The following is an 11119-nucleotide window of genomic DNA, read 5'->3' as shown; positions in this document are numbered from 1 at the left end:
TAGCGCCATGCGTGCGCTCATCATCGACGACGAACCGGATCTGCGCCTCACCCTGAAGGGCTTGCTCGCCCGCTTGGGGTGGGAGGCCGCCACCGCCGCCACCTGTGCCGAAGGGCTTAGCCGCGCGCGCTGCGAACCCTTCGACCTGGTGCTCACCGACCTGCGCCTCCCCGACGGCAACGGGATCGAGCTTGTCGAAGCACTGAGCCAAGAAAAACCGGAGCTTCCCGTTGCCGTGATCACCGCGTACGGCGACATCGACACCGCCGTGCGCGCGACCAAGCTCGGCGCGATCGACTTCCTCACCAAACCGGTCGCGCGTGAACGGTTGGCCAAACTGCTCGACGCAGTACCCGCGCCGACAGCGCCCCCCCCATCGCACGAGGCCGACCCTCAGACGCAACTGATCGGCACCAGTGCGGCGATGACCACAGTGCGTGCGCAAATTGCCCGTTTCGCGAAGAGCCTGGCGCCGGTACTCATCCAAGGGCCTTCGGGTTCCGGCAAAGAGCGCACCGCGCGCCTCCTGCACACCCTCTCCCCGCGCCGCCACGGGCCGTTCGTTGCCGTCAACTGTGGCGCGATCCCTGCAGAACTCATCGAAGCGGAACTCTTCGGCGTCAAAAAAGGGGCCTATACCGGCGCCCACAGCGACCGCACCGGGCTCATCGCCAGCGCAGCGGGCGGCACCCTCTTCCTGGACGAAGTGGCCGAATTGCCGCTGCCGCTCCAACCCAAACTCCTGAGGGTGCTCCAAGAGCGCACCATCCGCCCGCTTGGCGGCACCGAAGAGCGCCCCGTGGACGTCCGCTTCGTTGCCGCAACGCACGTCGATCTGGCTGCCGCAGTGGCCGAAGGGCGCTTTCGTGAAGACCTCTACTACCGCCTGGCGGTCCTGGTGGTCGATCTTCCGCCACTGACCGCGCGCCGTGAGGACATTCCGCTCTTGGCCGAACACCTGATCCAGCGCATCGCGGAACGGGACCAGCTCCCCCCGGCGCCCATCACCCCGGAAGCGCTGGCGTGGCTGCAGCAGCAACCCTGGCCCGGCAACGTCCGCGAACTGGAAAACGTACTCGCCCGTGCGCTCGCGCTCAGTGACGGCGCGATCACGCCACAGTGCCTCACCCAATGCACCCGCGCGCACCCTGCGGCACAGCCCCAACCTGTGGAACAGCCCCCTCAGGCCGACGAGCCACCGCTCACCCCCGAACGGCTGCGTGCCGCGTTGGCAGCGTGTGGCGGCAACCAATCGCGCGCAGCGCAGCAGTTGGGCATCACGCTGAGCCAACTGCGCTACCGCTTACGGAAATGGGGTATTTTCTGAACCCGCGCCCTGTGATTCGTGGGGTAGCTCTAGCGGCGGGGGCAAAAGTGTTTGCTCAATTCCGATGCGCGTTTCGGCAAACTGCCGAACCGTATTCCTCGCTCACAGCAGCTTCCCAGTTCGTAACGCTTCGGCATGAATCGGAAGGCGATCAACCGAGGGATCGAGCACCAAAAGATCGATCGGTTGCTCCCCTAGCCGCATCTGCAACCGGGCCAAACAACGCAACGCCTTGCGTTCGCGATCGGCAATGGGCGTTGCCGACTCCACCAGCAAATCGATATCACCCCCTCGCGCAGTGGGGTCAACCCGAGAACCAAAAAGCCAGACCCGAACCCCCGCCCCAAACACTTCACTGACGGTTGCGCGGATGGTTGCCCGATAATGGTCGGAAAGACGCAGGGACATTGCTATCATTACGACTGACAGTTTGACAGAAACCATTCTATAGCAAACCCAAACGCTTGGCCACACACGCTCACCTCACCCCCACCGCAGAAGACCGCCGCATCGCGCGCTGGAGCGCCGCGGCGATCGCCCTTTCCATTGCGGAGGCCGCGATTCCGCTTCCCATTCCTGGGGTCAAACCGGGGCTTGCGAACATCGTCGTGCTCTGGGTCGGCTGGCGTCACGGCTGGCAAGCGGCGGCATGGGTGAGTCTTTTGCGCGTCTTCGCTGCGAGCATCGCGTTGGGGCAACTTTTCGCGCCGGGATTTTTCCTTGCGCTGGCTGGCGCGATCGCAAGCCTTGCGACGCTTGCCGTCGCTCTGCGGCTCCCGCGGCGTCTCTTTGGCCCAGTCACCGCATCGCTCCTCATGGCGTGGGCGCACATCTGGGGGCAACTGATCCTGGCGCGCCTCTGGCTCGTCCCCCACGACGGCCTCTGGTGGCTGCTGCCGGTGTTTTTGACCACCGCAACGCTCTTTGGCTTGGCAAACGGCTTGGTTGCCGCGTACTTGTTGGCTCACTCGCCCGCTACTTCTGAACCAGCGGCGTCGCCACCATAACCGGTTGCTGGAGAACGACTGAGAAGTGTGCCAGCCGGAGTCAGCTCACCAGTGGCGAGAATGAAGGAATGGTACTCACCACGTCCGTGGCGTAAAGCCCGGCTGGTTGCGCACCACCACGTCGTCGTCGGCTTGCACGAGCACGTAGAGCCCTTGCTTTTCGGCGTAGCGCACGACTTCGTCCGGTGCCCCCATCGCCGCTACCGCGCCGTGTAAGAGCTTATCGGCGTATTCGGGAAACGCCGCTTTGAAGCGGGAAAGACGCTCTAAGTGCTCATCGTCATCATCGGTGGTCAAGCGGCTTTTACACTCCACGGCAATCGCATGATCGCCGTTGATCACCAGAAGATCGATCTCCATCACGGTTTGACCCGCGTCGTCGCGCGCGCGGACGTTGGGCATCACCCTGTGCACCGGGATCCCTTGCTCCTGAAAGAGGCGCACCACCGCCGGTTCGACCATATCCTGCACAAACTGCCCCAGGCGGTTTCCCAACCACCCCAACTGGCGCTCGAGCGCACGGATGCGGCGGTCGGTCTCCTGCATGCGTCGATCGGTCTCCTTGCCCGATTCGCGCAGTTCGCGGATCAGGCGGTCGGTCTCCTTGCCTTGTTCAGCAAGGCCCAGGATCATCGCTTTGAGTTCGTCCCACGAGATTTCGGCAGCGGATGTCATGGTCAGGGCACGGCATTTGGTTATCAAGGTTTTTATTTTACATTCTATCACCTGCGCGTGTGGTCAGCCGCGCAATTCCTACCGGGTGGTTATAATAAGGGCATGAACCTGATCGGACTTCCTATCGCCGTTATTGGGCTCGGGTACGTTGGCCTTCCTGTTGCAGTGGAATTCGGAAAACGCTTCCCTGTTACCGGATTTGACATCAAGCCCGAGCGCATCGCAGCGCTGCAAGCGGGGCACGACACCACCCTTGAAGTTTCCCCTGAGGAACTTGCGGCAGCTACCCATTTGCGCTTGACCACGGACCCTGAAGCGCTTCGCAGCTGTCGCGTCTATATCGTTACAGTTCCTACCCCAATCGACCGTGCAAAACGGCCTGACCTGACCCCGCTCATCAAAGCGTCCCAAACGGTTGGGCACGTGCTCAAACCAGGCGACGTCGTCATTTACGAATCGACCGTCTACCCGGGCGCAACGGAAGAAGTGTGTGTCCCCATCCTGGAAAAAACCAGTGGGCTTCGCTACAACCAAGAGTTCTACTGTGGCTATAGCCCGGAACGCATCAACCCTGGCGACAAAACGCACCGTCTGACGAACATCAAGAAAGTAACCAGCGGTAGCACTCCGGAAGTGGCAGATGCCATCGACGCGCTCTACGCGCAGATCATCACTGCAGGCACTTTCAAAGCAAGCAGCATCAAAGTTGCCGAAGCAGCCAAAGTAATCGAAAACACCCAACGCGACCTCAACATCGCGCTGATGAACGAACTGGCGATTCTCTTCAACAAACTGGGCATCGACACAGACGAAGTGCTCCAGGCCGCAGGCACCAAATGGAATTTTCTGCCGTTTCGACCGGGTTTGGTCGGCGGGCACTGCATCGGTGTCGACCCCTACTACCTCACCCACAAAGCACAGGAGGTGGGACACCACCCAGAAGTGATCCTCGCGGGGCGACGCATCAACGATCAGATGGGCGTCTATGTCGCGGAACAGGTGATCAAATTGATGGTGCGTAAAGGCATCAATCCCGTTGGTGCCAAAGTGCTGGTTTTGGGGCTCACATTCAAAGAAAACTGTCCGGACCTGCGCAACACCAAGGTAGTGGATCTGATCGCCACGCTGCAGGAATACCACACCTGCGTAGACCTCTATGACCCATGGGTCGACCGGCAAGAAGCACAGGCGGAGTACGGTTTGGCATTACTGGAGGTTCCGCCCGAAGCAACCTACGACGCGGTGGTGTTAGCCGTGGCGCACCAGCAATTTCAAACCGCGGGGGCAGCACAAATTCGTCGCTGGCTCAAACCAGACGGCGTACTGTACGATGTCAAGAGTGTTCTGCCGCGCGAAACGGTGGATGGAAGGTTGTAATCGAACTTGCGGTCTGGTTTTCTGCCGTCGCCGCGTCCTCCTGCTTTTGAGGAACTCCACCATTGACTGCCAGGGACGACATGCTCAATGACTTTGGGGAACGAATGATTCGCCCCATTCTGCGCAGCGTTGCTTCGTGGCGACCCGGTGCCTACGCTCGCGATGGCGCGCGCATTTTCGGCTGGCTGCTGCTGCGCGCTGCTGCGCAGGCGGCCAGTGTGCTGCTGCTTGCCCGCTGGCTGGGCGCGGGAGGTTATGGCGCGTTCGTCGCTGCACTGGCCATCGCCAGCTTTTTCACGCCGCTGGCTGGGCTGGGGCTGGGCGGGGTGTTGCTCGTCCGTGGCGCGCGCACGCCCGCTCAAATATCTGTGTTGCAGCGCCGCGCGACGGCGGCATGGGCCGTGGCCAACGCCGTGGTCGTGCCGCTCGCGCTGCTGGCGCTTGCCACCAGCCTGCCCGACGCGCAGCCGCTGTGGGCGCTGGCACTGCTCGTGACTGCGGAAGTGGCCGCTGCCTCTTGGGTCGAACTGTGCGCGCGCTGCGCGCAGACGCGGCAACAGCCGCACCGCTTCGGCGCTATCCAGGCCGGGCTGCCGCTGGCGCGACTGGCGGCGTTGCTCGCCGTGCTGCCGTGGGCGGCGCCGACGCCTGCTGCCTGGATGAGCGCCTACGCCGCCGCCTCGCTGCTCTATGCGGCGGCCTTGGCGTTGATGGCGCGTCAGCCCGAGTCGATGGTTGGGCCTGATGCTGCCCTGCCCACCACCCCCGCGCTGGTGCGCGAAGGGCTGCCATTTGCCGGCGGCGCGGTGGCGATGCGGCTGCAGGCCGAGTTCAACAAGCCGGTGCTTGCACACCTGAGCTTTGCGCAGGCCGGTGCGTTTGCGGTAGCGCAGCGGGTCATCGACGTGGCCACGCTGCCGTTGTTGGCCCTGCAAGAAGCCCTATGGCCACGGCTGTTCGCTGCCGACGCACCCAATGCGCGCCTCGTGCGCACCGGTGCGCTGTTGCTGCTGCTGGCGCTGGCCGCGGGCCTGATGCTCGCGCTGGCCGCACCGCTCTTGCCTGCGCTGCTGGGTGCAGATTATGCTGCCGCGGCGGACGCGCTGGTGCTGCTGGCGCTGCTGCCCGCGGTTCAGGTAACGCGCAACCTTGGCAAGACTTGGCTGATCGCCAACGTCTCCAACGCCGCGCTGTACGGGGTCTACACCGCGAGTGCCGCTGCCGGTGTGCTGCTGGCCTTGCTGCTTGTGCCGCGCTGGGGGCTCGATGGGGCGGTCGGGGCGATGTATGGCAGCGAGGGAATGGCAATAGCGGTGGCTGGAATCGTAGCGATCTTTCACCGAAAAAAAACACACAAAATTTTCGCAGCAAACTCCACCGACTCCGCGAACGCTTTTTGCTTGTTGCAAAGCCGGAAAACCGAAAAAGAAGAATGTCAAATAAACTCGACATACAATAACCGCAACTGAGGGTAACGCTGAAAATACTAAAGGAACATAAAAATGGTTAAAATTATAATAAATAGATTTAGAAAAATACAGAAATCTATTAGATCAGAGGGGTTAATCGCGTATTTACTGCGCCTTTACCAGTTTGGCGAATGGCGTCGTTTTTTGTACTTAGGAACACGTTTCTTTCGTAACAGAACAACCGCTCCGATGTTTGGTTACTCTTTAAAGCTGTCAGCAAGGTGGGAAGGACTTACCGAAGAGCTTGTTCTTATGGGAGTTCACGAGCCCATTGCTACAGAAACTTACAAAACCTTAATTTCTCCAGGAAAAACCATTATCGATGTAGGAAGCAATATCGGCTACTACATGGCATTAGCTGATTCGATCATGAATGGAAATGGGCAAATTCACGGATTTGAACCTGACCCTGAGCTTTATTTATTGCTAGATGAAAACACTAGACAGTTTAAAACAAAGACAAAAATAAATAATCTGGCAGTATGCGATAAACAAGGTCAGATTCTTTTTTATACTTCAGAAGCAAGTAATTGGGGATCAATCCTTCAGCATTCCGCTCTTAAACAGCAGCAAGCCATAAACGTAAAATGTACGGACATAGATACTTATTGCGCCACAGCTAAAATTAATCCAGACGTTATACGTATGGATATCGAAGGGGGTGAGCTTTACGCCCTAAGGGGGGCAAAAAAAACCCTCTTGAGTAAACCTATGCTGTTCATCGAGTTACATATTTTCATGTTTGAAAACGAACAACTTGAAGAAATTATTGATATATTGTCTAAGCCAAATTATTCAATGGCAACCTGGACAAACCGCTACTACGATACACCTTGGTCCTCCCGTGCAAGTCGTGCGGGTGCTTTGTACAGAGGCAACCCCAGCTGTCTATTTAGGGCAATAAAAGAAAGAGACTTTGCTGTTATGGGGATTTTCTTAAGCTGAAAAATTGCATCCGCGGCTGGTGATTCTTGGTATCACCCACGCGGATGCATACGAATTGCTTGCGCCTTGGGGTAGCAGATACATTCTTTTTGACTAGTCACGTGGCGAACGTCCACGATTGGCTGGCGCACGCCACGGTGTTCGCCCTCTGTTCTCGCTACGAAGGCTTTGGGCTGGTACTGCTGGAGGCGTTGAGCTGCGGGACGCCGGCGGAGGCGATGGACTGCCCGAGCGGACCGCGGGAGATTTTGCAGGGCGGTTGGGCCGACCTGCTCACGCCCGATGGCGACGAGGTAGCGTTTCAGGCGGCGCTAGAACAACTATTGACTTCCCCTGAGTTGCGCAGAACTTACACCGAACGCGGCTTAGAACAGGCGAAATACTATTCGCCGGGGCGGATCATCCCAAATGGGAAGCACTTCTTGCGCAGGTGGCAAGCTCAGGACAACGATCTGGCGCGGGCTAAACGCCAGCCTGTCGCCAACGCCTTAAGCGGCACTAAGCTGCGCGCTCGCCATGATCGCACCAGCGCACGCAGGGGGAGGCTGACCATGCGGCCAGCGAGCAGCAGCCACCGTTCACGCCGCGAGCGGGCGAGCTTTCCGGCGAGCCGCCAGTGGCCCGCCGCCACATGCGTTTCGTAAAACCACGAGCCGTTTCGGCTGGAGGCGCTGCCCTCGTGCCACGCCAGCACCTGTGGCACATGCACCATGCGTTTCGCACCCAGGCGCCAACCGAGCATCACGTCCTCGCCGTACATGAAAAAGTCTTCGTCGAATAGCGGTGGCTCGATGCGCTCGGGTGCGATGAGCAGCAGGCTGCCGCTGGGGTAGGGGAAGCTGCCCGGCCAGGCACGATCGAACCGCAGCAAGGCAAAAAGGCGTTGGTAATAAACCGTTCCGATGACCTGCCCGCCATGATCGAGACGGGGATAGGCGATGACCGCCTGCGGATGCGCATTCAGTGCGTGCGCCAGCGTCTGGATCGCGCCGCGGTGCAGGGTGGCATCGTTGTTGATGAGTAGCACCCAGGCTTGCGGCCAGTGGGCGAGAACGGCGTCGATCCCGCGATTGACACCAGCGGCAAAACCCAGGTTGCGCGTGCTGGCCTCGATGACCACGCGCGGCTCGTGCGCCCAATGCTGGCGCAGCGCCTGGGCCGAGTGCCCGCCGTCTTCGGAGTTGTCCCAAACCAGCACTCCGTCTGCACCATCGGCCATAAGCGAAGCGATGCAGCGGCTGGTGCGAGCGGCGTCGCGGTAGTTGAGGGTCAGGCCGATGAGGGGCCGGGGTTTATCTCGCATCGTGCGCGAACGATTTGCAATAAACGTCGAGCCACTGGCTGAGCTGCCTCGATGTATTGAAATGCCGCTCTGCCCGCTTCCTTGCCGCCCGGCGCATCGCCAGCCACCGTGCCGGGTTTTGCGCGAGCTGACGCGCCGCATCGGCGAAGGCGGCGACATCATCGACCGGGCAAAGCCAACCACTCGTGCCCTGTTCGACCACCTCGGGCAGCGAAGAGGTCTCGGCGGCAATCACCGGCAGACCGCAGGACAGCGCCTCGATGACGGTAAGCGGCAAGCCTTCCAGCCGACTGGGAAACAGCAGCGCGTCGGCCTGCTGGTAGGCGGCGACCAGCCCGGCCGTGTCGAGTCGGCCAAGGCAACGGGCGTTCGAGGGCAGGGCGAAGCGGGTGTGCGCGCCGCTGCGGTCGGCGGTGTAGTGCAGCTCGAAGCCCGGGCCGAGGGCGTGCAGGATGGGCGCGAGCAGATCGACGCCTTTGCGCTTGACCCAATTGCCGACGTAGAGCAAACGGAACGGCTGGTTCGGCGCATTGCGGTCGATGGGGCGGAATTCCTCAACGTCCACGCCGTTGTGGATGACCTGAATATCGCGACGGCCGAAGGCGGCTTGCGCAACTTGCGCGGTGTAGTGGCTGACCGCAACCACGGCCCGCGCGCGGCGCAGGTTTGCGGCTTCGACCCGTTTGATCCAGGCGGCGTGGTAAAGCCGCTGCGCCGGGCGCTTGTACGGCGCGAGCGCCGGGTCGTGCACGCAGGAATGCAGGGTGCTCACCACCGGCAGGCCGCGCGGTAAAAACCGCGGGTGCAGCCAGGAGTTGACGTGAACGATCGTTGCCCACTGCGGCGGCATGGGAACGGGCACGCTCCAGGGCGCGTATTCGGCACGCAGTGGCAGCCAGGTGATTTCGGCGCGGATGCCGCGCGCGTTGAGCGCGGCGCACAGCCGCTGTGTGAACACGTCGGCGCCGCTGTGAGCGCGCACGGCGGGGAACCAGACGGCTGGGGGCTTTTTCGGGTCAGCCGTCATGCTGCGAGCTCCCGCGCGACCCCCCGCCCAAACGCCTCCCACGCAAACCCCTGCGCAAACGACCGGCAACGCTCGGCGCCGGGCGGCGCGTCGAGCGCGCTCAGGATGGCGGCGGCGAAGGCAGCGGCGTCGCCCGGTGGCACCAGCCAGCCGCTATCGCCGGGTGCGACGGCATCGACCACGCCGCCGGTGGCGTAGGCCACGGTGGGCAGGCCGTGCGCGGCGGCTTCGACCGCGACCATGCCGAAACCTTCCGGGTCGCCGGGGATGTCGCGCACGGGAAAGACGTGCACGTCGGCGCCAAAAAAAGCGTCGGCGAGTTCTTGGCCAAATTGCGTGCCCAACAACCGAACCCGATCACCAACACCAGCTGAGCGTGCTGCTTCGAGAATCGAGCGCGGGCTTTGCGGCTGGGCGTAGAGCGCTTGTGTCGGCGCGTCGCCGACGATGGCGAGCACCACGTCGGGCCGGGCGCTGGCGACTGCGGGCAGCACCTCCTGCACGAACTCGCGCAGCCCCTTGCGCGCGGTGAGCCGCCCAACCGACAGCAGCACAGGAGCCGTGTTCGGCAGCCCCCAACGCTTGCGAAAACGCGCGCGGGCGGCAGGGTTGGGTTCGGGAATCGTGACACCCGGATGGACGATGCCGATGCGCGCGGCATCCACCCCAACACTGCGGGCGAGTTGAGCGGTAGGCGTGCTGTTGGCGATCACCCGGTCGAGGCGCCGCAGCGCTGGCAACCACAGCGCGCGATAGACCGGGTGCGGCACAACCAGATCCAGCCCGTGAACGTAAGCAGCCGTTCGGGCGGCACACTCGCGGGCAGCCCAGAGTGCGATCGGCGCGGTCAAACCACTTCCCGCTAGGACGATGTGCGGCTGAAATACGCGCGCCTCTTGCCGTGCAGCCCACGCAGCATGCCACAAAAAACGCGCCAGGGGCGCAAGAGGCACCTCTCGGACAACCGTCCCGTCTGGCGCCTGCTGCGCTGCACCTTGTGGCGCGATGATGCGCACCGCATAGCGCTTGGCAAGTTGGTCGGCCAAGTGCCAGTTGAGCCGCTCCATTCCACCCCACAGCGGCGGAAAGTTGCGGGTGACGAGCAATAAACGACGCCGCTCACTCATCGCGCTTGTAGGTAAGATGGGTGATCTGCTCCGAAACCAACCCGAACAAAAACACGATCACGCTGGCAGAAAAGAGCAACGCGCTCATGTTGGTAAACCGTCCCCAATGGTAAAAAGTATATCCGTACCACCCCAACCCAAGGGTTAGAAAGAAGAGCGCCACCGGCCCAAAAAGTTTGAGTGGCGCATAAAGCGTCGCGATCTTGAAAATGATCAACAAAAACCGCACCCCATCACGCAGAGGCCGGATGTGGCTCGTACCGATGCGCTTGTGCGCGGTAATCGGCACATAGGCAACCGAGTAGGCGCTGCGGAAAAACGCCATCGTAATCGTGGTGGGGTAGGAAAAACCGTTGGGTAGCAAATAGAGAAATTCGCGAAACTTATCCGCGCGCACCGCGCGAAACCCGCTCGTGAGATCGGCCACGGGGTGCTCGACCATCCAACTCGCCAAGCGGTTGTAAAAAGCGTTGGCCAGACCTCGCCAGAGATTCGCCTGTGATCCCTTTTGTCTGGCACCCACGACCATGTCGTAGCCTTCTTCCAGTTTGGCCAGAAGGCGCGGGATATCGGCAGGGTCGTGCTGGCCGTCGGCGTCCAGGAAGACCAGCACTTCGCCCGTGGCCGCGCGCGCGCCGCTCTTCACCGCGGCGCCGTTGCCCAGCGACACGGGGTGGCGCACCACGCGCGCGCCGGCGGCCTGGGCGATGTCGGCGGTGCCGTCGGTGGAGCCGTCGTCGACCACGATGAGCTCGGCCTCGGGAAAGCGCTCGCGCAGGCGCGCGAGCAGCGGGCCAAGCGCGGCGGCTTCGTTCTTGGCGGGGAGGATGAGGGAGAGGGTCATCGTGGTGCTCTGCATTCA

The 11119-nt window shown here is 61.8% G+C and carries 11 protein-coding genes and 1 pseudogene; 6 read left to right on the top strand and 6 right to left on the bottom strand.

Annotation, left to right across the window (positions count from 1 at the left end; genetic code table 11):
• Positions 1-7: 7 nt before the first annotated feature.
• A complete protein-coding gene (locus ACYQ4Z_RS01785) occupies positions 8-1327 on the top strand; it encodes a sigma-54-dependent transcriptional regulator (RefSeq protein ID WP_459859864.1) in 1320 nt (439 codons plus the stop codon).
• Between the two features lie 102 nt (positions 1328-1429).
• Here the strand turns inward: ACYQ4Z_RS01785 and ACYQ4Z_RS01780 are convergent, their stop codons facing one another.
• Complete coding sequence (locus ACYQ4Z_RS01780) at positions 1430-1729, bottom strand: nucleotidyltransferase domain-containing protein (protein WP_119336040.1); 300 nt, start codon at positions 1727-1729, stop codon at positions 1430-1432.
• 62 nt (positions 1730-1791) lie between these two features.
• Here ACYQ4Z_RS01780 and ACYQ4Z_RS01775 point away from each other — a divergent pair, with 62 nt between their 5' ends.
• The gene (locus ACYQ4Z_RS01775; RefSeq protein WP_459859862.1) at positions 1792-2334 is read left to right on the top strand and encodes a Gx transporter family protein; all 543 of its coding nucleotides are present in this window, start codon (positions 1792-1794) and stop codon (positions 2332-2334) included.
• A 75-nt stretch (positions 2335-2409) separates the two neighbouring features.
• Here ACYQ4Z_RS01775 and ACYQ4Z_RS01770 read toward each other — a convergent pair whose 3' ends face one another.
• Entirely contained in the window at positions 2410-3009 is a 600-nt protein-coding gene (locus ACYQ4Z_RS01770; RefSeq protein WP_459859860.1) for a DUF3782 domain-containing protein, read from the bottom strand.
• Between the two features lie 102 nt (positions 3010-3111).
• Here ACYQ4Z_RS01770 and tviB point away from each other — a divergent pair, with 102 nt between their 5' ends.
• From tviB to ACYQ4Z_RS01750, 4 genes and pseudogenes are all read left to right on the top strand, one after another.
• Positions 3112-4386 carry a Vi polysaccharide biosynthesis UDP-N-acetylglucosamine C-6 dehydrogenase TviB gene (tviB, locus tag ACYQ4Z_RS01765; RefSeq protein ID WP_459859858.1) on the top strand — a complete coding sequence of 425 codons (1275 nt, stop codon included), beginning with the start codon at positions 3112-3114 and terminating at the stop codon, positions 4384-4386.
• Positions 4387-4466: 80 nt separating this feature from the next.
• Positions 4467-5855, top strand: a complete 1389-nt coding sequence (locus ACYQ4Z_RS01760) for an oligosaccharide flippase family protein (protein WP_459859856.1) — start codon at positions 4467-4469, stop codon at positions 5853-5855.
• 33 nt (positions 5856-5888) lie between these two features.
• On the top strand, positions 5889-6800 hold the full coding sequence (locus ACYQ4Z_RS01755) for an FkbM family methyltransferase (RefSeq protein WP_459859854.1): 912 nt from the start codon (positions 5889-5891) through the stop codon (positions 6798-6800).
• Positions 6801-6844: 44 nt separating this feature from the next.
• Positions 6845-7153, top strand: a pseudogene (locus ACYQ4Z_RS01750) (glycosyltransferase); the annotation flags it as partial.
• 86 nt (positions 7154-7239) lie between these two features.
• On the opposite strand, the gene ACYQ4Z_RS01745 reads toward ACYQ4Z_RS01750, so the two are convergent.
• From ACYQ4Z_RS01745 to ACYQ4Z_RS01730, 4 genes are read right to left on the bottom strand one after another with little or no spacing between them, the layout of a single operon-like run.
• Positions 7240-8103, bottom strand: a complete 864-nt coding sequence (locus ACYQ4Z_RS01745; RefSeq protein ID WP_459859852.1) for a glycosyltransferase — start codon at positions 8101-8103, stop codon at positions 7240-7242.
• The gene (locus ACYQ4Z_RS01740) at positions 8093-9130 is read right to left on the bottom strand and encodes a glycosyltransferase family 4 protein (RefSeq protein WP_459859850.1); all 1038 of its coding nucleotides are present in this window, start codon (positions 9128-9130) and stop codon (positions 8093-8095) included. The genes ACYQ4Z_RS01745 and ACYQ4Z_RS01740 overlap by 11 nt, the downstream gene beginning before the upstream one ends.
• Complete coding sequence (locus ACYQ4Z_RS01735) at positions 9127-10257, bottom strand: glycosyltransferase family 4 protein (RefSeq protein WP_459859849.1); 1131 nt, start codon at positions 10255-10257, stop codon at positions 9127-9129. The genes ACYQ4Z_RS01740 and ACYQ4Z_RS01735 overlap by 4 nt, the downstream gene beginning before the upstream one ends.
• The gene (locus tag ACYQ4Z_RS01730) at positions 10250-11116 is read right to left on the bottom strand and encodes a glycosyltransferase family 2 protein (RefSeq protein WP_459859847.1); all 867 of its coding nucleotides are present in this window, start codon (positions 11114-11116) and stop codon (positions 10250-10252) included. The genes ACYQ4Z_RS01735 and ACYQ4Z_RS01730 overlap by 8 nt, the downstream gene beginning before the upstream one ends.
• Positions 11117-11119: the final 3 nt, after the last annotated feature.

It is taken from the genome of Hydrogenophilus hirschii (assembly GCF_054656675.1).
The sequence above is the reverse complement of the archived record's forward strand: the minus strand, read 5'-3'. Positions and strand labels throughout refer to the sequence as shown.

Bases quoted from the DNA above. Each gene is read 5' to 3' on its own strand.
- ACYQ4Z_RS01770 (WP_459859860.1), bottom strand. From the start codon at position 3,009: ATGACATCCGCTGCCGAAATCTCGTGGGACGAACTCAAAGCGATGATC.
- ACYQ4Z_RS01745 (WP_459859852.1), bottom strand. From the start codon at position 8,103: ATGCGAGATAAACCCCGGCCCCTCATCGGCCTGACCCTCAACTACCGC.
- ACYQ4Z_RS01755 (WP_459859854.1), top strand. From the start codon at position 5,889: ATGGTTAAAATTATAATAAATAGATTTAGAAAAATACAGAAATCTATT.
- tviB (WP_459859858.1), top strand. From the start codon at position 3,112: ATGAACCTGATCGGACTTCCTATCGCCGTTATTGGGCTCGGGTACGTT.
- ACYQ4Z_RS01730 (WP_459859847.1), bottom strand. From the start codon at position 11,116: ATGCAGAGCACCACGATGACCCTCTCCCTCATCCTCCCCGCCAAGAAC.
- ACYQ4Z_RS01760 (WP_459859856.1), top strand. From the start codon at position 4,467: ATGCTCAATGACTTTGGGGAACGAATGATTCGCCCCATTCTGCGCAGC.
- ACYQ4Z_RS01785 (WP_459859864.1), top strand. From the start codon at position 8: ATGCGTGCGCTCATCATCGACGACGAACCGGATCTGCGCCTCACCCTG.
- ACYQ4Z_RS01735 (WP_459859849.1), bottom strand. From the start codon at position 10,257: ATGAGTGAGCGGCGTCGTTTATTGCTCGTCACCCGCAACTTTCCGCCG.
- ACYQ4Z_RS01740 (WP_459859850.1), bottom strand. From the start codon at position 9,130: ATGACGGCTGACCCGAAAAAGCCCCCAGCCGTCTGGTTCCCCGCCGTG.